General features: G+C 67.6%; 19 protein-coding genes and 1 tRNA gene. 9 read left to right on the top strand and 11 right to left on the bottom strand.

Going from position 1 to position 25,554, the window contains the following annotated elements; genetic code table 11:
- Positions 1 to 136: 136 nt before the first annotated feature.
- The 3 genes from hflX to VD997_03545 all read left to right on the top strand — a co-directional run bounded on the left by hflX (position 137) and on the right by VD997_03545 (position 4,204).
- Complete coding sequence (hflX, locus tag VD997_03555) at positions 137 to 1,645, top strand: GTPase HflX (protein HYE61049.1); 1,509 nt, start codon at positions 137 to 139, stop codon at positions 1,643 to 1,645.
- Between the two features lie 160 nt (positions 1,646 to 1,805).
- Positions 1,806 to 1,877, top strand: a tRNA-Thr gene (locus VD997_03550).
- Positions 1,878 to 2,179: 302 nt separating this feature from the next.
- Complete coding sequence (locus VD997_03545; protein ID HYE61048.1) at positions 2,180 to 4,204, top strand: hypothetical protein; 2,025 nt, start codon at positions 2,180 to 2,182, stop codon at positions 4,202 to 4,204.
- 160 nt (positions 4,205 to 4,364) lie between these two features.
- Here the strand turns inward: VD997_03545 and VD997_03540 are convergent, their stop codons facing one another.
- Positions 4,365 to 5,099 carry a DUF6065 family protein gene (locus tag VD997_03540; GenBank protein ID HYE61047.1) on the bottom strand — a complete coding sequence of 245 codons (735 nt, stop codon included), beginning with the start codon at positions 5,097 to 5,099 and terminating at the stop codon, positions 4,365 to 4,367.
- 358 nt (positions 5,100 to 5,457) lie between these two features.
- Between VD997_03540 and VD997_03535 the strand changes: the two genes are divergently transcribed.
- Positions 5,458 to 6,462, top strand: coding sequence for a hypothetical protein (locus VD997_03535; GenBank protein HYE61046.1), 1,005 nt, complete (start codon positions 5,458 to 5,460; stop codon positions 6,460 to 6,462).
- A 135-nt stretch (positions 6,463 to 6,597) separates the two neighbouring features.
- Entirely contained in the window at positions 6,598 to 8,811 is a 2,214-nt protein-coding gene (gene recQ / locus VD997_03530) for a DNA helicase RecQ (protein HYE61045.1), read from the top strand.
- 17 nt (positions 8,812 to 8,828) lie between these two features.
- Here the strand turns inward: recQ and VD997_03525 are convergent, their stop codons facing one another.
- Together VD997_03525 and VD997_03520 are read right to left on the bottom strand one after the other, a co-directional pair.
- Positions 8,829 to 9,425 carry a transposase gene (locus VD997_03525; GenBank protein HYE61044.1) on the bottom strand — a complete coding sequence of 199 codons (597 nt, stop codon included), beginning with the start codon at positions 9,423 to 9,425 and terminating at the stop codon, positions 8,829 to 8,831.
- Positions 9,426 to 9,516: 91 nt separating this feature from the next.
- Entirely contained in the window at positions 9,517 to 10,017 is a 501-nt protein-coding gene (locus tag VD997_03520; protein ID HYE61043.1) for a RidA family protein, read from the bottom strand.
- 550 nt (positions 10,018 to 10,567) lie between these two features.
- Between VD997_03520 and VD997_03515 the strand changes: the two genes are divergently transcribed.
- Positions 10,568 to 11,563 carry a prepilin-type N-terminal cleavage/methylation domain-containing protein gene (locus VD997_03515; protein HYE61042.1) on the top strand — a complete coding sequence of 332 codons (996 nt, stop codon included), beginning with the start codon at positions 10,568 to 10,570 and terminating at the stop codon, positions 11,561 to 11,563.
- A 473-nt stretch (positions 11,564 to 12,036) separates the two neighbouring features.
- Here VD997_03515 and VD997_03510 read toward each other — a convergent pair whose 3' ends face one another.
- Complete coding sequence (locus tag VD997_03510) at positions 12,037 to 12,609, bottom strand: SIS domain-containing protein (GenBank protein HYE61041.1); 573 nt, start codon at positions 12,607 to 12,609, stop codon at positions 12,037 to 12,039.
- Between the two features lie 134 nt (positions 12,610 to 12,743).
- Between VD997_03510 and VD997_03505 the strand changes: the two genes are divergently transcribed.
- Entirely contained in the window at positions 12,744 to 12,959 is a 216-nt protein-coding gene (locus VD997_03505; protein HYE61040.1) for a hypothetical protein, read from the top strand.
- 689 nt (positions 12,960 to 13,648) lie between these two features.
- On the opposite strand, the gene VD997_03500 is transcribed toward VD997_03505, so the two are convergent.
- The 7 genes from VD997_03500 to VD997_03470 all read right to left on the bottom strand — a co-directional run bounded on the left by VD997_03500 (position 13,649) and on the right by VD997_03470 (position 24,094).
- On the bottom strand, positions 13,649 to 15,850 hold the full coding sequence (locus tag VD997_03500) for a helicase C-terminal domain-containing protein (protein ID HYE61039.1): 2,202 nt from the start codon (positions 15,848 to 15,850) through the stop codon (positions 13,649 to 13,651).
- Positions 15,834 to 16,655 (bottom strand): 16S rRNA (guanine(527)-N(7))-methyltransferase RsmG, encoded by an 822-nt coding sequence (gene rsmG / locus VD997_03495; GenBank protein HYE61038.1) that lies wholly within the window; start codon positions 16,653 to 16,655, stop codon positions 15,834 to 15,836. The genes VD997_03500 and rsmG overlap by 17 nt, the downstream gene beginning before the upstream one ends.
- Before the next feature lie 14 nt (positions 16,656 to 16,669).
- Positions 16,670 to 17,353: an HAD-IA family hydrolase gene (locus tag VD997_03490; protein HYE61037.1), complete on the bottom strand. Its 684-nt coding sequence runs from the start codon at positions 17,351 to 17,353 to the stop codon at positions 16,670 to 16,672.
- A gap of 373 nt (positions 17,354 to 17,726) precedes the next feature.
- Entirely contained in the window at positions 17,727 to 18,959 is a 1,233-nt protein-coding gene (locus tag VD997_03485) for an FtsW/RodA/SpoVE family cell cycle protein (protein HYE61036.1), read from the bottom strand.
- Between the two features lie 141 nt (positions 18,960 to 19,100).
- The gene (locus VD997_03480; protein ID HYE61035.1) at positions 19,101 to 21,623 is read right to left on the bottom strand and encodes a penicillin-binding transpeptidase domain-containing protein; all 2,523 of its coding nucleotides are present in this window, start codon (positions 21,621 to 21,623) and stop codon (positions 19,101 to 19,103) included.
- 292 nt (positions 21,624 to 21,915) lie between these two features.
- Positions 21,916 to 22,284 carry a rhodanese-like domain-containing protein gene (locus tag VD997_03475; protein ID HYE61034.1) on the bottom strand — a complete coding sequence of 123 codons (369 nt, stop codon included), beginning with the start codon at positions 22,282 to 22,284 and terminating at the stop codon, positions 21,916 to 21,918.
- A gap of 304 nt (positions 22,285 to 22,588) precedes the next feature.
- A complete protein-coding gene (locus VD997_03470) occupies positions 22,589 to 24,094 on the bottom strand; it encodes a hypothetical protein (protein HYE61033.1) in 1,506 nt (501 codons plus the stop codon).
- Positions 24,095 to 24,336: 242 nt separating this feature from the next.
- Between VD997_03470 and thiS the strand changes: the two genes are divergently transcribed.
- Both thiS and VD997_03460 read left to right on the top strand, forming a co-directional pair.
- Positions 24,337 to 24,537 (top strand): sulfur carrier protein ThiS, encoded by a 201-nt coding sequence (gene thiS / locus VD997_03465; GenBank protein HYE61032.1) that lies wholly within the window; start codon positions 24,337 to 24,339, stop codon positions 24,535 to 24,537.
- A 135-nt stretch (positions 24,538 to 24,672) separates the two neighbouring features.
- Entirely contained in the window at positions 24,673 to 25,551 is an 879-nt protein-coding gene (locus tag VD997_03460; GenBank protein ID HYE61031.1) for a thiazole synthase, read from the top strand.
- Positions 25,552 to 25,554: the final 3 nt, after the last annotated feature.

The raw sequence follows: 25,554 nt of genomic DNA, 5'->3' as shown, positions 1-25,554 counted from the left end.
CCCGACTTTAGGTGCTCACTCGATGCCTTGATGCCCTGTGCCTTGATGCCTTTCTTCCACCCGCCTCACCTCCGTGCCCCTCCGTCCACCTCTGTGTCCCTCTGTGTTCCTGCCTTTCCTACCATCCAGCAGACCCATGGCCAAAGAACGCAACACCATCGAAGTCGCGTCCGAACGCGCCGTGCTGGCCGCCGTGCGCCTCCCCGACCTGCGTGATCCCACCTCAAGGGACTCCCGCCCCGGCGCCGGCGACCCCCACAGCCCCCACGACCCCTTCGGCGAGCTCAAGGCCCTCGCCGAGCAGGCCGGCGCCACCGTCGTCGGCGAGATCTCCCAGCGCCTGGAAAAGCCCGTCGGCGCCACCTTTATGGGCGCCGGCAAGCTCCAGGAGCTCAAGGCCCTCTGCGACGAACTCAACGCCTCCACCATCATCTTCGATAACGACCTCTCGCCCCGCCAGATCGGAAACATCGAGAAAGAAACCCTCCGCAAGGTCGTCGACCGCTCCGAGCTGATCCTCGACATCTTCGCCAGCCGCGCCACCACCAACGAGGCCAAGGTCCAGGTCGAGCTCGCCCAGCTCGAGTACACCTACCCCCGCCTCCGCGCCATGTGGAACCACCTCGAGCGCATCAAGGGCGGCATCGGCTCCCGAGGCCCAGGCGAAATGCAGCTCGAAATCGACCGCCGCCTCGTGCAGTCCCGCAAGGTCGCCCTCCAGCGCGAGCTCGAGACCTTCCAGGCCCGCAAGCGGCGCGAGGTCGCCGCCCGCAAGCGCGAGCACTACACCGTCGGCATCGTCGGCTACACCAACGCCGGCAAGTCCACCCTCTTCAACACCCTCACCGCCGGCGGCGCCTACGCCGACAACCGCCTCTTCGCCACGCTCATGACCCGCACGCGCGAGTGGAGCCTGGGCGGCTCGCTCTCGGTCATGCTCTCCGACACCGTCGGCTTCGTGCGCGATATCCCCCACCACCTCGTCGCGTCCTTCAAGGCCACCCTCGAAGAGGCCACGCACGCCGACCTGCTCCTCATCGTCCTCGACATCTCCGATCCCGCGGCCGAGCTCCAGTACCGCGTCGTCAACCGCGTGCTCGACGAGCTCTTTGAAGACCTCAAGCAAAGCGCCCATAAGGAAGACCTCCGCGTCAAAGAACCCAAGCGCGTCCTCCTGCTCAACAAGGTTGACCAGCTCCGCGACAACGCCTCGCTGCTCGTCTGGCAGCGCCGCGTCCCCGGCTCCATCCCGATCTCCGCCATCGGCGACCCGCTCACCGAGCCCGGCCTCGTCGCCCTCGCCAACCTCGCCCGCGAAGGGGCCCTTGGCGACATCGACACCTTCGACGTCACCGTCCCGCTCTCGGACACCAAGACCATCCACCTCATCGAGACCCGCGGCCAGGTCCTCGACCGCACCTACCACCCCACCTCCGTCACGCTCCGCGCCAGGATCGGCCGCCGCCAGCTCGCGCAGCTCCGCTCAAATGGCGCGCGCCTGGAACTCGCGACCACCAACGGCGAAGCGGTCGAGCTCGAGCTTCTGCCCCACCAGGATCAACCCAAAGGCTGGGGCAACATCTCCCCTTCAAGCCCCCTTGCCCGCGGGGGGAGGGCTGGCGAGGGGTTGGCGGAGAACCGCTAAGCCTTGATCCGCATCCAACTCTGGCGGGAGTGAGCGACTGGCTCCAGCGCTTGCTCGGACCAGTCCGCGCTCACTCCTCCACCACTCACCCCATCCACCCCATTGGACATCCGCCCTCACCCCGCCGATACTTCCCTTCCCGCTGGCCCCCCGGCGGCTGGCCACCTTAGCTCAGCGGTAGAGCGATGCTTTCGTAAAGCATAGGTCGTGGGTTCAAATCCCACAGGTGGCTCTTCTCGTCCCCTAAACGCGGTCGTTCTCGGAATTTGCGGACCCTGTCCCGGGCAATCCGCGTACCGCTCACCGCCCGCCGCACACCGGCCGGTTGTTCCAACGCCCAGGATAACCATGGGCACCGTTGGAAACTTGGTCAAGCTTGAATCAACTTCGCTTGACATTGCCCTTACCTTGTGAGAGTTTGTACCTGTCGCGTACGCGCAGAATGTGACGCCCTTTTGTCGGGCGTCACGCGCTGTACAGAGGTGTTGTCGCCGCGGTTCTCGCGGTACAGGGCATCAAACCAGGAGACGAGGAATGTCAAAGAGTGCGCTTCAGCTTGCATTGCTGGCGGGGACGATGTTCAGCACGACGGCCATGGCCCAGATGGTGTCGATCGATGGCGGCCGGATCGACCCGGTTCAGATCCACCTCGACGAGCACGGCAACGTCATCAACCCCCCCACCTACAGCAACCGCGCCGTCGGCGTGACCTACGGCAACTACATCTTCGATAGCCAGGTCCCCGCCGGTGAGGCCCACCTCCTCACCGCCGCGATCGGCACCGGCATCCGCCACGCCATCGAGGACATCAGCTTCACCCCCGGACCGTGGGCCGTCGGCGCCAACCACACCATCACCAGCTTCAAGATCACGATCAAGAACGAGCTCAACAACCCCCCCGCCGCCGGCACTGACCCCACCATTCGTATCCGGTTCATCGACCGCGCCAACCTGAACTTCTTCGGTCAGGCCGGCGAAGGCACCGACATGATGGTCGCCAACGCCCCCGTGGTCGCCACCCTCAACCTCGGCCTCCCGGATGTGTTCCCCAACAACGGCAACTTCCAGGGCTTCGTCTACAACCTCGGCACCCCCCTGACCATCCCGCACGGCGATTACGTGCTGGACATGGCCATCATCGACTTCACCACGGGCAACTTCCTCACCACCGACTCGTACCGCTTCACCCTCACCTCGCAGTCGCGTCAGGGTCAGGTCGGCACGACCCCCGGCAACCCCGCCAGCCCCGGCTTTACCGCCGAGAACGCCGGCAACGACAAGGGCTACGACGGCATCTTCACCGGCGGCGCCATCAACGGCGCGACCAATGACCACATCCGCCTCGGCTTCAACTACCTGGGCAGCTACCGCAACGTCGGCCTGGACTTCGCGATCATCGGCGACATCCCCGCGACCCAGCCCGCCTGCAACCCGGTGACCCTCGGCGCCGACAACACCTTCGCGTCCGTGGCAGTGAACGCGACCGCCGCCCCGGTGTGGCGCTGCGTCACCCTGACCAGCGACGCCACTGACGCCAACCTCAAGTACCTCGACATCGACACCGAGGGCTCCACGATCAACACCGCCATCGCCATCTTCGATAGCGAGGGCAACGTGATCGCTCAGAACGACGACAGCGGCTCTGGCACCAATGCCCAGCTCAGCTTCGGCATGGGTCGCCGCGCCGCCGTCGGTGATGGCGAGCAGTACGACGGCCGCCACTGGAACGACAACGGCGCCACCCCGGTGCTCGGCCTCGCCGCCGGCACCTACTGGATCGCGGTTGTCCCCTCCGACACGGCCTCCCCCGCCGCCTTCAGCGCCGGCTTCACCGCTATCCCCGGTGGCACCGCGACCGGCGCCGCCACCCTCCGCGTCCGCACCAACGCCAGCACCGGCGCGCTCGAGCCCTCCGTGGCTCCGCTCGCCACCCGCATCACCACCCCGCTGGGCGACGACCCGCTGGTCGCGCCGGGCGGCGAGTCGGCGGCCTTCGCCCTCAATGGGCCCGCCGTCCGCTGGTTCGACTTCCGCACCTGTGTTGACGCCACCGCCGCTGAGCCCGTCCTGGTTCAGGGCACCGGCGACTGGCCCTTCAGCCTGTCGGTCTTCGACAGCTCGGGCAACCAGATCTCCACGGTCAACGGCACCGATGGCGTCACCGCCGACGTGAACCTGACCGCCAACCCCGCGGGCACCTACTACGGCGTCATCGCCTACGACCAGCCCCCGGACTTCAGCCCCAGCCCCGCGACCGACGGCCGTTGGCACGTCCGTGGCCGCGACGGTGACGCGGGCTTCGAGTTCACCTTCGCGGTCTTCGTGACCAACACCACCTGCGGCACGCCCTGCCCCGGCAACGAGTGTGGCCCGCAGGACTACAACGGCGACGGTGACAGCGGTACCGACCAGGACATCGAGGCGTTCTTCGCCTGCCTCGGCGGCACCTGCTGCGAGACCTGCTTCTGCCAGGGCTCCGACTTCAACGGCGACGGTGACTTCGGCACCGACCAGGACATCGAGGCGTTCTTCCGCGTCCTCGGTGGCAACCCCTGCTGATCGCCTGATCTGTTCCTCGTAACTCCGCACGCCCGGGACTCACCTCCCGGGCGTGTTTTCTTTTGCTAGGGGACGAAGTGACGGAGTGACGAGTTTCGAGAACTCCGTCTCACGTCTCACCGTCTCAACTCCGTGCTCTCAGTGCCTCCGTGTTTGGTATTCACTGCCCTGGGAAGCGCGCCAGCCTGAACGCCTTCCGGTGCTCGCTCACCGGCGTCCCATCGGGCAGGTGCCCGCGCATGTAGTCCATCGCCCACCGGCCCTCGCCGCCCGCCTGGATCTTCGCGATGTTCCCGCTCCGCTGTGCCGTAAACGTAAAAAAGTCCTGCTTCAGCTGCGGGTCGTCATCCAGGCTCTTGAACTCGGGCTCAACTTCCTCGAGCATCGCCAGAGGGAACGGCACCAGCATGCAGATCGGCTCGCCCTTGCGGAAGTACACATCCACGTTCCGCCGCATGATCTTCCAGTTCATCGTGAACGTCGCCGGGTTCCAGTCCGTCTCCACGATCCCATCGAGCGCCACCACGTTGTCCTTCGGCTGATTGCTCGGCCCCCGCACCCACAGCCCATAGCCCTGGCTCGTCCTGAACAGCCACGGCATCGAGAACGTCAGGATCCCGCTCCCAAAGTGTGACCGGATCTGCCCCGCGTTGGGCCCCTCGCCGTCCGGGAACGTCACCTTCGTGTCGCTCCCCTGCGAGCCCCCGTTCCACCGCGCCGAGAAGTTCAGCGGGCACCGCAGCACCCACCCGGCCTGGTTGGCCATCACCAGCGGCAGGCACCGGTACGCGAACTTATCCGGCGTCGCGTCCATCCACTCCCGTTTGCCGCCGGCAGGCTCCATAATCCAGTTGGCCGTGGAGCTCACCTCGTACGCCGTCAGCTTGCATCCCATGCCGAAAGGTTACCCATCCCTTCCGGTCTCCTCCCCCGTGGGGGGAGGGTTAGGGAGGGGTTGGCAGCGTGCCTCCGACACCCCCGTAACGCCCCGAGCGCCTGTTGGCGCTCGTAGCCCAGCCGCTACCCCGCCCAAAAATCCCGAAATCCCGGGCACACAACCCGCTCTGCAACGTCCAACCGGGTACGCGGTACGATTGAGTGCTACAGGCCGGACACACAGGAACTAGCGGGGTGCTCAACAGTGTCCCCCCGGGGCAAGCCAAGACGCGGCCCCACACGGCGCCCACTTTGGAAGCTGGGCGGCCCGGCAGCACGCCTGCCACCTGCAGCACGCCTTGCGAAAGGACTCTTGCATGACTCGGACGTCCCTGACCACCGTGTCCGCCCTGCTCCTGGCCGCCGGCTCGGCCTTTGCCCAGCCGACCACGCCCACCTCGCCGGCCTCCACCCCCGCGGCCACCCCGGCCGCGCAGCCCGCGACCACTACCACCACAACGACTACCACCACGACCACCCGCGTCCGCTCCAGCGGCATCCCCCAGCGCGACACGCTGACGAAGATGATGCGGAACGTCTCCATCGAGTTCAAGGACCACCGCCTCGAGGACGTGCTCAAGTTCATCACCGAGGTCACTCAGGCAGACGTCGAGGTCTTCTGGCAGGATGAGCGCAACTCCTCCGGCCTCGACAAGGACACCCCCATCACCCTTAAGCACGACAAGGGCACCGCCCTCGACCTGCTCATCAAGGTGCTGGATAAGGCCGCGACCGATTCCACCGGCACGGGCAACTCCTGGCAGCTCGACGACAGCGGCACCATGCAGGTGGGCCCCAAGGACCGCCTCAACAAGTACAAGAAGGTCAAGCTCTACTCGATCGCCGACCTCCTTGTTGAGATCCCCGACTACACCAACGCCCCCGAGTTCGACCTCCAGACCGTCCTCCAGAATCAGGGCGGGCGCGGCGGCGGCGGCGGTGGTCAGTCACCCTTCCGCGATAACAACCAGCAGCCCCCGCCCCGGCGCACCCCCGAGGAGCGCGCCGAAGACATCCGCGAGCTCCTCGTCGGCCTTGTGGAAACCGAGCAGTGGACCGACAACGGCGGCGACGGCGCCTCTATCCGCTACTTCCAGGGCAACTTCCTCGTCAACGCCCCCGACTACATCCACCGCCAGATCGACGGCTACCCCTACTGGCCCGCGGCCGACACCCGCGTGGCCGTCGTCAACGGCCGTCGCTACGTGACGCTCGGCGTCGACACCGCCACCAGCAAGGTCAACGGCTTCACCCAGCAGCCCATCACCGGCCAGGTCGGCGGCGGCGACGCCAACCCCACCCGCCCGCCGGGACCCCCGTAATCGCAACCCACAACACGTGACCCACGTGTCGTGAAACGCGGCCGCGATCACCCCTCGCGGCCGCGTTCGCTTTTGGCAGTCCCACGACCGGGCTCTGACGGTCGTGTCCACCCCGAGCGATACCATGCCCTCCCCATGCCGGACCGCGCCAACATCTTGCAAGCCGTCCAGCAGTACTGGGGCTTCTCCTCCCTCCGTCCGCTCCAGGAGCAGGCCATCACCGCCGCGCTCAACGGCCGCGATTCGCTCGTCGTCATGCCCACAGGCGGCGGCAAGAGCCTCTGCTACCAGGTCCCTCCCCTCATCCACGCCAAGCTCACCGTCGTCGTCAGCCCCCTCATCGCCCTGATGAAGGATCAGGTCGACGGCCTCAAGCTCAACGGCTACCCCGCGGCCGCGCTCCACAGCAACCTCTCGCCCGAGGAGTCATCCGCCATCCGCGCGAGCGTGCAGCGCAACGAGACCAAGCTGCTCTTCGTCGCCCCCGAGCGGCTGCTCACCGACCACTTCCTTGCGTTCCTTGCCCGCCACCACGACCAGAACGGCATCGGCGGCTTCGCGATCGACGAGGCCCACTGCATCAGCCAGTGGGGCCACGACTTCCGCCCCGAATACCGCCGCCTCGCCGAGCTCCGCTCGATCTTCCCCTCCATCCCCTTCCACGCCTACACCGCCACCGCCACCCCGCGCGTTCGCGAGGACATCGCCGCGCAGCTCCACCTGAGCGACCCCGCGACCCTCATCGGCACCTTCGATCGCCCCAACCTCACCTACCGCATCCTCCCGCGCGTGGACCTGCTCGAGCAGGTCTGTGAGGCCCTTGACCGCCACAAGAACCGCGCCGCCATCATCTACTGCATCTCCCGCAAGGACACCGAGAGCCTCGCCCAGGACCTCCGCTCCCGCAAGTACAACGCCGCGGCCTACCACGCCGGCCTCGAGCCCTCCACCCGCCGCAAGGTGCAGGAGCAGTTCAAGAACGAAGCCCTCGACGTCGTTGTCGCCACCGTCGCCTTCGGCATGGGCATCGACCGCGGCGACGTCCGCTGCGTCATCCACGCCTCCATGCCCAAAACCGTCGAGCACTACCAGCAGGAGACCGGGCGCGCCGGGCGCGACGGCCTCCCCGCCGAGTGCGTGCTGTTCTACTCCAACGCCGACGTCATGCGCTGGCAGCAGCTCATGCAGCGCGGCGCCGACGACTCTTCCGCCGACAGCGAGTCCGTCGCCCAGGGCCTCGCCATCCAGTTCGAGCTCCTCGACCACGCCCGCCGCCTCTGCACCAGCGCCCGCTGCCGCCACCAGCTCCTCAGCGAATACTTCGGCCAGCCCTACACGCCGCCCGCCGGCCAGCACGGCTGCGGCGCCTGCGACGTCTGCCTCAACGAACTCGACTCCGTCGACGACTCCACCGCCATCGCCCAGAAGGTCCTTTCCTGCGTCTACCGCGTCGGTCAGCGCTTCGGCGCCGCCCACGTCGCCGACGTCCTCCGCGGCTCACGCTCGCAGAAAATCCTCGACTACAAGCACGACCAGCTCTCCACCCACGGCCTCCTCAAAGACTCACCCCGCGAGGCCATCCTCAGCTACATCAACCAGCTCGTCGACCAGGGCCTGCTCGAGCGCACGCCCGGCGCCATGTCCACGCTCTACCTCACCAGCGCCGCCACCCCAGTCCTCAAGGGCCAGCAGCCCGTCACCTTGTTCGCGCCCAAGGAAGTTCTCGCCGCCACCCCCGACACCGGCCCGCTCACGCCGCAGGAGGCCGAGCTCTTCGACTCGCTCCGCGCCCTGCGGCGCGAGATCGCGACCGAGCTCAACGTCCCGCCCTACACCGTCTTCGCCGACACCACGCTCGAAGAAATGGCCCGCGTCCGCCCCGCCTCACCGCAGTCGTTCATCTCCATCAAGGGCGTGGGCAACACCAAGCTCGCCACCTTCGGCGACCGCTTCCTCGACCACCTCCGCGACTACTGCCGCCGCTTCGGCCTCGCGATGGACACCACGCCCGGCTCGCGCCCGCGCCGTATCAAGGACCGCGCCGACAAGGCCCCGCGCCCCCGCCCGCAGGCCGCGGCCCTCTTCGCCGAGGGCCGCTCCATCGACGACGTCGCGGCCAAGCTCGCCGTCGAGCCCCGCACCGCCGCCAGCTACCTCTCCGAGTACATCATGCTGCACCGGCCGGCGACGATCGACACGTGGGTCGAGCCCAAAACCTACGCCGCCGTCGCCGACGCCATCTCCAAGCACGGCGACGCCCTCCTCCGCCCCATCTTCGACCACCTGGGTGGCAGCGTCCCCTACGAGCAGATCAGGCTGGTGGTGAACCACCTGAAGGTTTCCAGATAGCACCAACTGTGCCACGATCACGTCTTCGTGATCGTGTCTTCCTCCCGAGCATCCACGAATCCAGTCCAGGTCCCCCACCGCTCAGCGCCACCTGGCGCCCAGTCGCACTCAAGGACCGCCGGTTGCCGCCGCCACCAGTGCACGCTCGACCATCGCCAGTCCTGAGGTACTGTGACCAGCCCTCGCTCAACGGGGTTCTCATGGATGTACCTCACTTCACGACAGAACTCATCGGTGTCTCGGATCATCCGGTCAAACCCGCCTCCGTGCTGCCAAAAGCGCGGCCGACCTCGAACCGAAATCTCGGCGAGCAGGCCCTCAAGGCCTATCTCCCTCCAGCGCGCGAGCACTTTCTTCGAGGTGTTGGTCTTCAGAACCTGAGCCACGTGTGACCAGGCAGAACCGTCCGCTCTGATGATCATGTGAACGTGCTCTGGCATCACCACCCACGCGTAGAGCTTGAACCCATGCCGCCGCCGTGCCTCGATGAGGTGCTCGACGAACAAGTCCATGATGCGCGCGTTCTTGAGCAGAGGACGCCGGTCGTATGCCGAGAACGTGATGAACCGCATATCAAGCGGCCGCTCCCACCGCCGGAACTTCTTCTCGTGCATCCTGTGCCACGATCATGCTTCATGATCGTGCCTCCTCTTGATTAGCCCACGCGCGCACACGATCACGAAGCGTGATCGTGGCACATCTCGCTCACTCCCCCACCTCCACCACCACCTCCACCTCCACCGGGCTCCCCAGCGGCAGCGCCACGCTCCCCACCGCCGCCCGCGCGTGCCGCCCCGAATCCCCGAACACCTGCACCAGCAGCTCGCTCGCGGCGTTCGCCACCTTCGGCTGCTCATAGAACCCCGGCTCGCTGCACACCCACACCCCTACCCGCACCACCTGCTTCACCGCGTTCAAACTCCCCACCGCCGACTTGATCACCGCCAGCGCGTTCAGTGCACACTGCCGCGCACACGCCTGCGCCACCTCCACCGGCACCTGCCCCGGCACCGCCCCCACCGCCATCAGCTTGCCGCCCTCGAAAGCCACCTGCCCCGAGACGAACAGCAGGTTCCCCGCCCGCCGCCATGGGATGTACGCGGCCACCGGCTTCGGGGCCTCCGGCAGCCGCAGCCGGAGCTCCGCCAGCACCACCTCCGGATCACGCCCCCCAAGCCCCCCACGATCGGTCGATGTTTGGTTCATAGGAAGCCAGAATACCACCTCCCCACCTGCCCCTCACCCCCGCCCAGGCCCCCCATCCCCAATCCGCAATCCCCAATCCCAAATCCGAAATTTCCGCGTCCCATCCGAACCACCGCAACCTCCCCCCTTGACGCCCGAATAAGTTCTGGTAACTTGTCGCAGCGAGATGTGGTGGCAGGTGGCGGATAAGTCCTGTGCAATGCTGAACACCGTCCTTTTGGCGTGCCTCACGGCCGCCCTCTGATCCCGCACAGGGGTTCTCTCAAGCCTGCCGACATTCCGGACGGAACTCTCCCAGCGGTTCCAAGGCGTTAACGATCGGCCTTGGGGGTGTCTGGAAGGGTTCCAAGGCCGTTCTGGCGAGCCCCAAGCGTAAGCGAGCGGGTTCTCCAGTACGCGAGTCGGCTTCGGCTGGCCCCTCCTGCACGCCCCTTCGGGGACGCGCCCAAAGGCACGCCACAACTGATCGTTCGTCCGTTCACGTAGTCCCGCTGTGGGCTCTACCCCCGGCTCTGTCGCCGGCACCCCAGCAGGACGCTAGGAGACTGCAATGCGTCGTAAGGCTTTCACGCTGATCGAGCTGCTGGTCGTCATCGCGATTATCGCGCTGCTGATCGGCATCCTCCTCCCCGCCCTTGGTAAGGCCCGCGCCAGCGCCCGCCAGATCAAGGACTCCACCCAGGTGCGCGGCGTGCACCAGGGCTTCGTGATGTTCGCTCAGAACAACAACGATTCCTACCCCAACCCCCAGACCCTCGACAAGAACAACACCACCCGCGCCGCCACGGTCTTCAAGGACCTGCCCCGCGGCATCATCTCCACCCTCATCTACAACGGCTTCTTCGGCCCCGAGCTGTGCATCAGCCCCGCTGAGTCCAACGGCGCCATCAAGCAGATGACGACCTACGCCTACAGCCAGCCCGTCGGCGCGGCGACCCCCGCCCAGGCCCTGTGGGACCCCAACTTCCGCGCCACCCCCCTCGACGCCGATGACCCGGCCGGCACCACCAACCAGCCGCTCCAGACCGGCAACTTCTCCTACGCCCTCCTCTTCCCCGCCGGCAACCGCAAGGCGAAGTACAGCAACAGCTTCTCCGCCACCGAGGCCGCCGTCGGCAACCGCGGCCCGGCCTATGCGGCCAACGGCTCCGGCGCCACGCTGACCTGGATCCTCAACACCGAGACCGCGATCCCCAGCATCGGCAGCAACACCACCCGCTACGGTGTGACCTCCAACACCCTCACCATCCACGGCGCCCGCACCACCTGGGAAGGCAACGTCGTTTACAACGACAACCACGTGAACTTCGAGACCCGCCCCGATCCGGAAGGCACCCCCTTCACCTTCGCCGGCGTCTCCGGCAACCAGAAGTCGTTCCCTGACAACATCTTCGTCAACGAGAACGACAGCACCCGCGCTGCCGCCTCCGAGACCACCTGGGCCGACATGTCCACCTTCACCAACAACTACCTCCGCAACTGGGGCTGCGGCAACATCACCGTCAGCAGCACCGGCTGGTCGGCGGTTCAGCCCTACTACGACTGATCCCGCACACGCGGAACAGAGTGCCCTGACTCTGACAGTCTGAAATCACCAAGGGCCCGGGAGTTCACCTCCCGGGCCCTTCTTCTTTCCAAAAGAGCCGATCGCGCAAGCGATCGAGTCCCCCCGGCTCGAAACTGCCAATCACGCAACCGATCGCGCCTCCCGTGCTCCAAAAGAGCCGATCGCGCAAGTGATCGAGTCCTCCTCGCTCCAAAGCGCCGATCGCGCCTCCGCTCGCGCCTCCCGTGCTCCAAAAGAGCCGATCGCGCAAGCGATCGAGTTCTCCTCGCTCCAAAGCGCCGATCGCGCAACCGATCGAGTCTCCCGTGCTCCAAAAGAGCCGATCGCGCAAGCGATCGAGTCCCCCGGCTCGAAAACGCCAATCACGCAACCGATCGAGTCCCCCTTCAGAACCCACCCCGCAAGTGATCGAATCCGCCCGCGAAGTGCCCCTAAAACCGATCGCTCGCTCTTTAGACCACCCCCTCCACCGCCTCCACCACCGCATGCAGCACCAGCATGTGCACTTCCTGGATGCGATCGCTCGTCGCCCCCGGGGCGATCAGTTCCACTTCGCAGAGGCCCCGCAGCCGACCACCGCCACGCCCCAGCAGCGCACACGTCCGCACCCCCGCCGCCCGCGCGGCCTCCACCGCCTTCACGCCGTTCTCCGAGTTGCCGCTGGTTGACAGCACGATCAGCACGTCGCCGCGCCGGCCCAGGGCCGTGACCCACCGCGCGAACACCTGGTCAAAGCCGTAGTCATTGGCGACGCAGGTGAGGTGCCCGGGCTCGGTGCACGCGATCGCGGGCAGCGGCCGCCGGTCGTTGCGGAACCGCCCGGTGAGCTCCTCGGCGAAGTGGGCCGCGTCGCACAGGGACCCGCCGTTGCCGCAGATCATCACCTTGTTCCCACCCCGCATCGCCCCCGCTACCAGCTCGGCCAGCTGCGCCGACGCCGCGACCGCCGCGTCATCCCGCACGAACGCATCCAGCGCCGCCTGAGCCCCCCGGAACGCCCCCACCATCACCTCGCGTGTAGACATGGCCACAGCGTATCAGGGGGTACCCCGCCGCTCCGCGGCGGCTCCTCGTTCGGCCCCCGGTACACCCGCCTCCTTCCCCACCTCCTCACCCCCCCATCACGCCACCCACACCCACCCCCGCCAACCCTCGCAACATGCCCAACACCAACAACAACCCCGAACCCGGCAACGCCGGCAACCCCCAGGGCAAGCCCACCATCGGCGCCGGCCACAACATGAACCGCCTCCGCAGCAGCGGCGTCAGTAAGAACCGCGACCGTAAGGGAGCGCTCGGCCCGTCCGCGGGCCGACCAGGCGACACCGCAACACCCACACCCACGCGCGCCCCCAACGACGCCGGCCCACGCTGACCATCCAACATCCCACGACCGTGCCATCGAGATGTCCTCATCTCGATGTCTCCGGCGATCTCTTTGCCCCGAATTCTTCACTGCGCTATCGCCACCCCCACAACCACTTGCGCGCGCATGACCACGTTTGTGCGCAAGATCGTCGACATACCCCAGAGCCCGCTTGCACCGCGCCACGGCCCAGTTAGCCTTCCGTCATGACCGCGTGCACGCACACACCGCCAACCCGTGCCACCGAGATGTCCTCTTCTCGGTGCGTCCGCGGCGCTGACCTCCCCAGCCGCGGAGCGGCGCCAGCCGGTAGCCCGGGGCGTCAGCCCCGGGTAGAGCCCGCGCACAACCCCGGAGCCCCGGAGGGGCGACACTCCCCCGACCTCCTCGCCACCCTGCTCCGAAACAAACTCGACCTCCGCGCCACCGCCGCGCAGACCGGCGCCAACCTTGTCACGCTGCTACAGACCGCAAGCACCCCCGAAGCCCAGCGCACCATCAACGAGTGGCGAGAAGCCCAGCTCGCCACCTACAGCGCCATGCTGCAGAAGGTCGGCGCGGAAGCCCGCACCCGTGCCACCGAGATGTCCTCATCTCGGTGTTCAGATCGCCCAAACAGCCCGCGACAGCGCATCCGCAAGCGCCTCGAGCCGCTTTCTCCTCCACCCCTCCACTCCTCTGCTCCTCCAGTTCCCCCCTCACCGCACTTCGACCCCCTCCGGCAACGCCTCCAGGAACAACCGCCCATACCGCGCCGTGAACACGCGGGCGTCGAGCACCACCACACGCCCGCGGTCGCTCCTGCTCCGGATCAGCCGCCCAAACCCCTGCTTGAACTTGATGATCGCCCGCGGCAGCGAGTCCTCCATGAACGGGTTCCCGCCGCGGCTCTCGATGAGCTCGTACCGCGCCTGCGTCAGCGGCCGGTCGGGCGGGTCAAAGGGCAGCTTGGTGATGATCACGTTCCGCAGCCCATGCCCGCGCACGTCCACCCCCTGCCAGAAGCTCGCCGCGCCCAGCAGCACGCTCCGCGGGTCCTCGCGGAACCGCTGCAGGATCAGCGTCCGCGACCCGTCGCGTCCCTGCGCCAGCATCGGGTAGCCCAGCTCCGCGAGCACGCCGGCCAGGTCCCTCGCCACGCTGTTAAGCGTTGCGAACGAAGTGAACAGCACGAACGCCCCGCCCTCGGTCGCCTGGATGTGCTTGAGGATCGGCGTGGAGAGCGGGTTGCGGAAGGAGTGGGTACCCCGTCCCTGGGTACCCCGCCGCTCCGCGGCGGCTCCCCGCGGCAACCACTCCTCCTCGACAACTTCATCTCCCCGCGCCCGCCCTCCCTCAACGAAGAACTGCACCTGCTTTGCATAGTCAAACGGCGACCCCAACTGCAACGTCTTGGCCCCCACACACCCCAGCCGCTCCATGGCGTGCATGAACGCGGTTTCGGCGCGCTCCTTGGTCTCCTCGCCGCGCACGGTGCGGGTGGCCAGCGTTGCGCTGGTCAGCGTCACGCTGCACCCCTGGCTGAACAGCCGCTCCTTCAGCAGCGGGCCCACCTCGATGGGCGAGCACGCGAAGGTAATCCGCTTGGTGTTGCCGCGCCCGACGCCCGCGTTGGCGCTGAGCGAGTCCTCGTCGCCGCCCGACACCTCTACCCAGTAGGCGTAGTTCTTCGCCTGCTGCGAGACGAGCACCTCGGCCGCGACCGCCACCATCTCCGCCCGCTGCGCATACGAGTTCAGCTCGTACCGGTCCGGCTCCCCCTTGACGCCCTCGCGCAGGCCCTTGAGCGCCAGCGACAGCTCCCGCATCACCTGCGTCAGCAGGTTGGGCACGATCCCCGCCTCACGCACCCGCACCGAGCGGTTGGGCTCCGCGTGGGTCCAGCCCCCCCCACCCCCACCCCCACCACTCTCATCGCGCGCCTCGGTCAGCCGCAGCAGGTCGTCGAAGAACCCGCGGGCGACGCCGTGCGCCTTGTCCACCAGCCCGATGCACCGCCCCAGCGCATCCCCGTCCTTCACCATGAACAGGTTGGACAGGTAGCCCTTGCCCGTGCGCGCCTGGTGCAGCGTCGCCAGCAGGTGGTTCACGCGCCCCTCGCTCAGCGATACGCCGAAGTGGTCGCTCGCGACGTCCTCGACGTTGTGCGCCTCGTCCAAAATGACGTGCTGGTACGCGGGCAGGAACCCCACCTCCTGCGACCGCAGCGCCAGGTCGCTGAAGAACAGCGCGTGGTTGCAGATCAGCAGGTTCGCGCCCTCGAGCTCGCGCCGCGCCTCCTGGTAGAAGCATCGGTCATAGCTCGGGCACTTCCGCCCCATGCAGTTGCCGCTGTCGGACTGCACCTTGTCCCAAACCCCCATCCGCTCGATGGGCGGCAGCGTCGAGAGCGTCCCGTCCTTGGTGGTGTCCGACCATGACACGATCTGCTCGAGCGATCGCCTCGCCGCGGGGTCGCTGAACATCCGGTCCTTGCGCTCGTACGCCAGCCGCATCCGCCGCAGCGAGACGTAGTTCCCTCTGCCCTTCACCAGCACCGGCTTGAGCACCCGCTTCACGCCGTCAGCGCCCACCATCGGAGTCCCCGCCGCGTCCAACTCCGCGAGCACCTTCATCAGCAGCGGGATGTCCTTCGCGACCAGCTGCTCCTGCAGCGCGATCGTGTTCGTCGCGACCACCACCGTGTGCCCGTGCAGCAGCGCCCGCATCACCGCGGGAACCAGGTACGCGAACGACTTTCCGACACCCGTCCCCGCCTCCACCAGCAGGTGCGACCGGTGCTCCATCGCCTCCTCGACCGCGCGGGCCATCTCCAGCTGCTCCGGGCGCGGCTCGAAGTCCTCGCCCATCAGCTTCGCCACCGGCCCGGCCGGAGACAGGATGTCAGTCAGCGTTGCCACGGGTCTTCTTTATACCCAGAGGCCGGCGTGCAGGCTCGCCGTCGGCCCGGGGGTACAGCTTGGGCGTCGCGCTCCGCTTCTCCAGCACCACCACCCGCCCCGTGGGGGTGTCAACGGTGGCCGCGTGCACCACCTTCAGCTCGTGCAACGCCCCCTCACCCTCCGCCAGCTCCTCCTCCGCCTTCTGCCCCTTGATCAGGAACACCATGCCGCCGACCTTGGCAAACGGCGCGGTCAGCTCGGCCAGCACCGCGACCCGACCCACCGCCCGCGCGGTCACCGCATCGAATGCCTCGCGGAACCCACCGGTGCGCCCGGTGCCGGACTTTTCGCCGCGGTCGTGGGCGACGGTTTCGGCCCGCCCCTGCACCACGTCCATGTTGGCCAGGCTGAGCGCCGAGCCGACCGCGCGGAGGTACTCGACCTTCTTCCCGGTGGCCTCCAGCAGCGTAAACCGCAGGTGCGGCATCACGATCGCCAGCGGCACGCCCGGCAGCCCGCCGCCGCTGCCAACGTCGAGCACGCGGGCACCCTCGGGCAGCTCGGCCAGCAGCGGCAGCAGCGTGAGCGAGTCGAGGATGTGCTTCTCCCACGCGGCCGCGGGCTCGGTGATGGCGGTCAGGTTGAGAGCGGAGGCGTTGGCCTCCAGCAGCATGGCGAGGAAGCGGCCCAGCCGATCGACGTCGCCCTCATCGAACTCGATCCCGAGCTGGGCGGCGGCGTCGATGAACTCGGGCGGCGCGGGGAGCGGCTGGGTGGCCGCGAAGTTGAAGGCGATGGGAGCGCGGTCGGTGGGCTTGGGCATCGGGGGATTGTTGGTCAGCGCGGGAGGCCCAGGATTCCGGCGAGCTCGTCGAGGCTGGCGATTTCGAGGTCGGGCACGGCGTCGGCGTGGCCGCTGGCGGAGGGGCCGGGGCGGTGCTTGTGGCGGTTGACCCAGGCGGTCTGGAATCCGAGGGCCTTGGCGGGCGCGATGTCATGGCGGCGGCTCTCGGCGACGTGCAGGACCTGGTGCGGCTCAAGGTCGAGGAGGGCAAGGGCGACGCGGAAGTGGCGCGGGTCGGGCTTGTAGGAGCGGCAGTACTGCGCGGTGACGACGCGGTCGATGGGCACGTTGATGGCGTGGTGGGTGCCGGCCCAGAGGTCGTCGTCGATGTTGGAGCAGACGCAGAGCGTGTAGCGCTGGGCCGCGGCGGTGAGGAAGGGTCGGGTGTCGGGGAAGACGGGCCAGGAGGGGAGGGAGTCGGCGAGCACGTGGTTGTCGGTGAGTGTGTGCTTGTAGTGCGCGGCGATGGCGGAGAGAACGTTGGCGAGAACCTCGTGGTAGGGCTTGTAGGAGCCGGCTTCCTCGGCGGCTTCATGATGTGCGTAGAGGGTGAGGAGGTCGGCGTCGGACGCGGCGGGGAAGAGCGGACGGAGCGTGGTCAGAATGCCGGTTTCCCAGTCGATAAGGGTGCCGTAGCAGTCGAAGGTGAGAGCGCGGATATCGGGGAGGGAGAGCATGCGGGATTATGGCGTCGGACGTGTGATGATCGACGAACGCTATGGTGTGTTCATGCGGTTCGCGCGATGGATGCTCGTGCTGATCGGGGTCGGCGTGGTGGCGCTGGTTGTGGGCGGGGTGCTGAGCGGCGGGCCGCCGTACCCGGACGGGCCGGACTGGGGGCACTCAACGCCGCCGGGGTGGCGGCGGGACTTTCAGCCGTTGTGGGTAGGGATGGTGGTTGGAGGGAGCGCGGCGTTTTGTGTCGGAGTTTGTGGGTGTGCATCGGGGCGGTGGTGTGGTTTTTCAGGCGGAACTGGAAGGGTTGAGGTCCCCCGGTCGCGCGTGGTCGGACGCTAAGACATAGCGACGAAGACGTCGCCATGGCACGCATCAATCATCCTCGTAGGTGAACTCGAAGGACTTCTGGAGGTTGTAGCGGGGGCGGCGGAGGGCGATGTTGAGGATGAGGCCGGTCATGAGCCAGACGGTGAGCATGCTCGAGCCGCCGTGGGAGAGGTACGGGAGCGTGATGCCGATGATGGGGACGAGGCCCAGGTTCATGCCGACGTTGATAAAGATCTGCGCGGCCATGAAGGCGGTAAGGCCGACGATGACGAGGCGGCCGAAGGGCTCCCGCGTGACGCCGGCGGTGAGGACGGCGCCGAGGATCCATACGGCGTAAAGCGCGAGGGTGAGCACGCCGCCGAGCAGGCCGAAGCGCGAGCAGATGACCGCGTAGATCATGTCGGTGTGGCGCTCGGGGAGGGCGTTGTACTTGAGGAGCATGCGCGAGTGGGCGTTGCCCGCGCCGTCGAACCCGCCCGCGCCGACCATTCGCTGGGCGGTGACGGACTGCATGTTGATATCGAGGTCGGCCTGGGTGTTGGTGCCCTCGAGCTGCCAGAGGAGGCCGACGATGCGCTGCTTCTGGTGCGGCTTGAGCAGCGGGTAGGCGGCGGGCGCGGCCATGCAGGCGCAGAGGACGATGATCGAGAGGTGCTTGAGTTTGGCCCCGGCAGCGACGAGCACGGCGAAGAGCGTGGGGATGAAGAGCGTCGACTGCCCCAGGTCGGGCTGGAGCATGATCAGGCCGACGGGGATGAAGGTGATGATCGCCGGCGGGATGAGGCCCAGGAACGTGCGGTGGTTCTTGCGGAAGCGGAGGTACCAGGCGAGCACGAGCACGTAGGCGATCTTGGCGAACTCCGAGGGCTGGAGGTCGGCGGCCCCCAGGTCGATCCAGGCACGGGCGCCGTTGCGCGGGCGCACGATCGACGCGGGCACGAAGGGGATAAGCAGGAAGATGAGCAGCCCGATGGTGCAGGCCATCAGCACCCACGAGGCGTAGCCGTACCAGCGGTAGTTCGGCAGCAGGATCACGATCGCGGCCATGATGCCGGCGGTGAGGAAGACGAGCTGGCGGGTGGCGATGCTGCCGAGCTCGCCCAGCGCGTGCGGCTGGACGGACTCGGCCACGTCGATCGCGTAGACGCCCAGCAGCGAGAGCGCGAGCGAAGCGATGACCACGAGCCACGCGGGGCCGCCGTTGCGGGCGATGTCCTTGGCACGCTCGAGGATGATCGAGAGCCAGCCGGAACTGCGGGATTGGCGGGTGTAGGGCAAAGTGAAAAGGGAAAAGTGAAAAAGGAAAATCGGAGTTGCGATCTTGAGTCTTGCGTGCTTCTGCCTGAGTGCAGTGTGGGTGGGTCGCTCGAACCCCCAACCCCTCCCTCAGGGAGGGGCGTTCGGAGCTGCGGCTCCGCGCTAGAGGTAGCCCTCCGCGATGAGGGCGTGGATGATCTGGTTGCAGATGGGGCCGCTCACCTTGCCGCCACTGCCGCCGAAGTCGGTGACGACGGAAATGACGTACTTGGGGCGGTCGCGTCCGACCATCACGACGAACCAGGAGTGGTCGCCCGCGGCGAGGACTTGAGCGCCCTCGGGGCCGGTCTCGCCGTCGGGGTCGCCGATGACAGGCGCGGCCGCGGCGGTGCCGGTTTTGCCCCAGACCTTGACGCCCTTGGCGTTGAAGATGGGCTCCTGCCCATCGGGCAGCGAGAGGTGGTGGCCGGTGCCCTGGTCGCTGTTGACCGAGCCCCAGAGGCCTTGCATCGCTTCTTCGATGACGCGCGAGTTGAGATTGAGCTCCCGCTCGGGGGCGGCGGGCTGGCCCATGATGAGGCGCGGGTTGCAGACGACGCCATTACGCGCGATGGTGGCGTAAGAGGCCGCGGCGTGGACGGGGGTCCAGGCGATGGGGCCCTGTCCGATGCCCATCTGAGTGGCGTCCCATGCCTTGAGCGTTTCGGGGTTGCCGTTGAGGCCCATGCTGCCGACGAACTCCTGCCCGAGGCCGAGGTCGAAGCGGCGGCCGATTCCGAAGTCGCGGTAGACGTCCTGGATGCCCTGAGGGCCGAGGCGGCGGCCGAGGGTGAAGAAGAAGATGTTGCAGGAGACCATGGTGGCGTCGGCGCCGGAGAGGTCGTGGCCGAGCTTGTCGTTGTGGGTGATGTGGAACTGCTTGTAGATCCAGCAGCGGAACATGTTGGGCTGGTTGGGGAAGAAGTGGCCGACGCAGGCGATCGATTCACCGGGGTGATAGTGGGCGCGCTGGGCGGCGCCGAGCATGATGAGCGGCTTGACGATGGAGCCGGGCTGGTAGGGCTTGGCGATGGCGCGGTTGAGCCAGGCGACGCGGAGCGGGTCGTCGTAGACCTCGTCGGGGTTGTCGCGGGCCTGCTGGCGGGTGTAGCTGGGCATGGAGACCATGGCGAGAAGGTCGCCGCTGTCGATGTCGAGGACCACGGCGGCGCCGTCGAGTGTGGTGCCGAACTGGGGCGCGCCGGGGGGCGGGAGCTTGTCCTTGGGGTAGTGCCAGGGGCTGGCGACGCTGAGGCCGAGCTCGGGGCTCATCGCGGCCTGCACGCGGGCCTGGAGCATGACGTCGATGGTGAGCGTGACGTCCTTGCCTTTGATGGGGTCGAGGGTGAGCTGCTCGGCGGTGTCAACGCGGGTGGTGTGCAGGCCGCGGAGGCCGCGGAGGGTGCCTTCTTGTGAGGCCTCGATGCCGGTGTCGCCGACGCGGTCGCCGTCGCGGTAGGCGCCGCGGTCGATGCCGCCGTCGATGATGGCGGCGGTGCGGAGCTGGTCGTTGGCGGCGAGGAGGGCGGAGCGGCGCTCGATGTCTTCCTTCTGCACGCGGTTGCGGATGCGGCCCAGGATGTGGGTGGCGACGCCCTCGACGGTGATGGTCTTCGTGCCGTCCGCGCGGAGGGGGCCGGGGAGTGTGGAGGTGTCGATAGGGACGTTGGCCGATTCGATGGGGTAGTAGCGGTCGCCGCCGTCAATGACGGCGAGGCCGGGCATCCGCTCGACGTAGGAGGTGATGTCGGGGTTGGCGGCCGGCGAGGGAGGAGCGGACGGCGTCCCGACGGTGTCCGCGCTGCGCGAGGGGTCGAGCTCAACCTCGTCCCACGCGAGGCGGCGGCAGAGGAAGCCGACGTCGTCGCTCACGCGGAACGCGAGCACGTGCATCTGCGTGGTCTCGGCGATGGGCTGCTCGGCGTGCTTGACGATCGAGCGGATGGCCTGGTCGTCGAGGTCTTTGGCGGCGTCGCCGAATGATCGTGCGACGGCGGTCGTGAGGCGGAGCGTGGCGCCATCGGCGTTCGGGTCGATGGTGGGCTCGAGCTTCTTCCAGCGGGCGAGGAGGTCGGCGGGCTGGACCTTGAGCCGCTGGGCGAGGTCGCGCCGGATGAGGACCTGTGTGTTGTGCCGCTGCTTGCTCGTGACCTCGGTGACAACCTTGTCGCGGCGGGTGTCGAGCTCCTGGCGGGTGATCCCCAGCGTGCGGGCGAGCTCGTCCCACCCGCGCTCCATGTGCAGCAGGTAGGCTGAGCGGTAGCGGGCGGTGAGCTCTTCGCGTTCATCCTTGTCCATGTCGGCCCAGCCGACGCCCGCGGCCCGCCGCGCCGCGCGGCGGGACTGCTCGGTGACCCAGTGACCGGTGATGACGGGGTAGGAGACGGCGACGTCGTAGCTGGGGCGGTCCTGGGCGAGGACGCGGCCCTTGCGGTCGAGGACGCTGCCGCGGACGGTGGAGGTCCACTGGCGACGGACGAGTCGCTTCTCCGCATCAGCGCGGAGCTCATCGGCCTGGGCGACGGTGAGGGTGGTGAGGCGGAAGAGGAGGGGGAGGGCGGCGAGGACCATCAGCGCCAGCAGCAGGAGCAGCCGGCGGTGGAACATGCTGGGGAAGAGCGCGGTGATGAAGGCGCTGGGGGACATCCGTGTACCTCTGGGCGCGGCTCCGCCGCGTGGCCCGTGGGAGCGATCATAAAGGATCGGCTGGGTTGGGGGCGGTCCTCTAGATGTGGGGGGGAGAGGAAGGGGAGTGGAGGAGAAGGGGAGAGGAGGAGAAGAGGAGACGAGGGAAAAGAGCGGGGGTGAGCCGTCACGGTCATAGGGGCGCGTGGTGTACGGCCCGCTCACTTCGTGGGCGGACGCCGCGCGAGGACGCGTCGGGGCTCGTTACGAACGTGCAAGGGAGAATTTCGATCGCTTGCGCGATCGGCTCTTTTTATCGCTCGACGGGGAGGCCGGCGCCGACCCAGGCGCGCCAGCCGCCGTCCATGGACGTGACGTTGGTGTAGCCCATTTTCTGGAGGTTCTCGGCGGCGAGGGCGGAGCGGAAGCCGCCGCCGCAGTAGAGGACGATCTCGGCGTTCACGTCGGGGATGGCGGCTTCGATGTCGCGCTCGATGACGCCCTTGCCGAGGTGGATGGCGCGGGGGAGGTGGCCGGCGTTCCATTCGGACTCCTCGCGGGTGTCGACGAGGTAGAACTTGTCGCCGCGCTGCACGCGGGGGGCGATGTCAGCGATCGTGCACTCCTTGACGTTCTTCTTGGAGTCGTTGACGAGCTTGAGGAAGCGGGGTGCGTGGGCCATGGGGAGCTCCGAGGCGGGGTACCAAACACGGGGCGTGGGCGTGGAGCGAAGACGTGAAGAGGGAAGGCAGGTACGCGGAGGTGCGCGGAAGGGCGGAGTTTCGCGGAGAAGGCGGGGGGGTGGAAACGCGCAGAGACAGGCGATGTGGGGGAAGGAAAGGAAACAGAATGGGACTCGATCGCTGGCGCGATCGGCTCTTTTGGTGCGCAAAAAGAACGCAGGAGCAAAGGGTAGGCGACATCGCCATCCAGTGCTCCTGCGCCGTGGGGGCTTGTGGGTCTGACGGTCGGACGTGGTCAGGCGATCAGACGTCGATCTGGTAGGTGGCCCAGTTGAAGGAGGTCACGGGGCGGCCGCCGGTGTCGAGGACCTGGTTGGACCGCATGAGGAAGGTGTAGGAGCCGTCGACGACGGGGCGGGCGAAGCGGTAGCGGGCGTCGACGACGGTGCGGCCGGCGGCGTCGACACGGGTGGTCTTGGAGACCAGCGTGGCGAAGCTGAGGTAGCCGTTGGGCCCCTGCACGGCGAGGTCGCCGTTGCCGACGGTGGAGAGGTTGATGCCGGTGTTGTCGGTGTAGGTGACGGCCATCTCCATGCCGCTTGCGGTGATGGTGGGCGCGGCGGGCGGGCGGCTGATGGAGGGCTGGTCGAAGAAGAGGTTGAAGGAGCGGATGCGGCCGCGGTTGATGGCGACGCCGGTGGTGTCGGTGATGCCGCCCTGGTTGACGGAGACGAGGTAGGTGCCGTTCTCGCCCGCGCCCCAGGCGAAGCGGTCGGGGCGGAGGCGGTAGGTGACGACGACGGAGGTGGCGGACTCCTGCGTGGTGCCGCCGCTCACGAGGGTGGCCTGCTCGGTGCGGATGCCGTTGGTGACGGAGATGTCGCCGTTGCCGATGGAGGACAGGTTGATGCCGTTGTTGTCGCGGTAGCGGACGCGGATGATCCAGTCGTTGGCGGACGTCGAGGTGCTGACGTACTCGGCGACGGGGTTGCTGAACCAGAGGCTGTAGGTCTTGAGGGTCTGGGCGGGCACGGCGTTGCTGGGGCTGGCGAGGTCGCGGACCTGGTTGCCGTTGATGATGAGGTCGTAGCGGCCGTTGTCGGTGAAGTCCCAGCTGCCGCCCACGGCGGGCAGGCGGTAGGTGACGTCCCACGCGGTGGCGGAGACCTGGGTGAAGGTCTGGCTGCGGAAGAACTGGACGTTGCTGGGGTCGGTCTGGCGGCGGAGGCCGACCTCGCCGAAGCCGATGGTGGCGCCGTCGATGCCGTTGTTGTCGTTGTAGCGGATCTTGACGACGAGCTGGTCGCCGGTGGTGCTGGCGCTGATCACCTCGGCCTTGGGGGTGTTGAACCACAGGCCGAAGCGCTTGAGCTCAACGGCGCCGGGGACCATTTCGCCGCCGGTGTCGGAGACCTGGTTGGCCTCGGTGCGGAGGAAGTAGGAGCCGTTGTCGGAGTAGTCCCACGCGGTGCCGTTTGAGGTGAAGCGGTAGGTGGCCAGGATAGAGTTGTTGCTGCCGGTGGTCTCCTGGCGGAAGTTGCGGAGGGTGCCGGTCTGGTTGTAGCCGCCGGGGCCGGTCATGCGGACGTCGCCGTTGCCGATCGTCGAGGTGTTGATGCCCTGGGCGTCGGTGTACTTGACGGTGACGTCGATGGTGGTCGCGGTGGTTGCGACGCTGTGGTAGGTCGCGGCCGCGAGGACGCGCCGGTCTTCGAGTGCCTCGAAGGCGCTGGGCTGGGGCGACGAGCCGGAACGCTGGAAGAGCTTGGCGGCGGGGGAGAGAAGATTCATCAGGCTGAGTGATCTCACAGGTGCCTCCTGCGCCGACGAGAGGCTGGGGGCGGCATGCCCACCGGCTCGAACGGCAGTCCAGATATGGAGGCACCGGCTGAGGGCGTGGTGAAAACAGGCTGCACCGGGCGCAGGACGCGGGGCGCCGTGCGCAAGTCGTGCTGCTGCAAAGGACAATGGATTATGCGGACGAGGGGCGGGGCGAGGATTGGGTGAAGTTGCGCGTCGGACAGATGAGCGCGGGGGCGTAAAGTGCTGCCATGAACGTCGTTGTCAATGGCGAGCGGCGGGAGGTGCCCGAGGGCACGACGGTGCGGGCGCTGGTGGAGATGGTGGCGCCCAAGGGCGCGGCGTCGGCGGCGGAGGTGAACAAGGAGCTGGTGCCGCGGCGGGCGCAGGAGGGGACGGTTTTGAAGGAGGGGGATGTGGTGGAGGTGGTGACCCTGGTGGGGGGAGGGTGAGGGGGGAGGCGGAAAGCGGAAGGCGGAAAGCGGAAAGCGGAAATGTCGGATGTGGGGATTTGGGATTGCGGATTTGGGGAGGCGTCCTCAAGGGATGGGGGCGGGCGTTTGGTTGCTGATTCCTAGAGTGTGGGTATGACGACCTCTTTGCGTGCGTCCCCCACTGCTGTCCCTGGCGCGAGTGCCGAGCCTGGGTTGGAGCCGTTCCGGATTGCGGGGCGGGAGTTTTCAAGCCGGCTTTTCGTGGGGACGGGGAAGTACGCGAGCTATGAGCTGATGCAGCAGGCGTTGGCGGCGAGCGGGTGCCAGGTGGTGACGGTGGCCGTGCGGCGGGAGCGGCTTTTCAACGCGCAGGGCAAGAGCCTGCTGGAGTTCATTGATCTGTCGAAGTACACGATCCTGCCGAACACGGCGGGGTGTTTCAGCGCTTCGGATGCGGTGCGGGTGGCGCGGCTGGGGCGGGACATCCTCGAGCAGCTGGGGAATCCGGGGGCGTCGTGGGTGAAGCTGGAGGTGCTGGGGGATACCAAGACGCTGCTGCCGGACCCGATGGGGACGGTGGAGGCGACGCGGGAACTGGTGAAGGACGGGTTCCAGGTGCTGGCGTACTCGAGCGATGACCCGATCGCGGCGGTGCGGATCAAGGAGGCGGGGGCGGCGAGCGTGATGCCGGCGGGGAGCCCGATCGGGTCGGGGCAAGGCGTGCTGAATCGCGCGAACATCACGCTGTGCCTGGAGCTGTTGAAGCAGGGCGATCCTTCGTACCCGGTGATCGTGGATGCGGGTGTGGGCGCGGCGAGCGACGTGAGCGTGGCGATGGAGCTGGGGGCGGATGGGGTGCTGTTGAATACCGCGGTGGCGCACGCGAAGGACGCGGTGATGATGGCGCACGCGATGCGGCACGCGTGGACCGCGGGGCGGCAGAGCTATCTCGCAGGGCGGATCCCGCGGAAGCTGTACGCGAGCGCGAGCAGCCCGTGGGATGGGGTGATTGGGTATATCCCGGGGGAGTGAGGG

It is taken from the genome of Phycisphaerales bacterium, from assembly GCA_035627955.1.
GTDB lineage: Bacteria > Planctomycetota > Phycisphaerae > Phycisphaerales > UBA1924 > JAEYTB01.
Note: the sequence above shows the minus strand (reverse complement) of the source record. Positions and strands in the feature narration are given on the sequence as shown.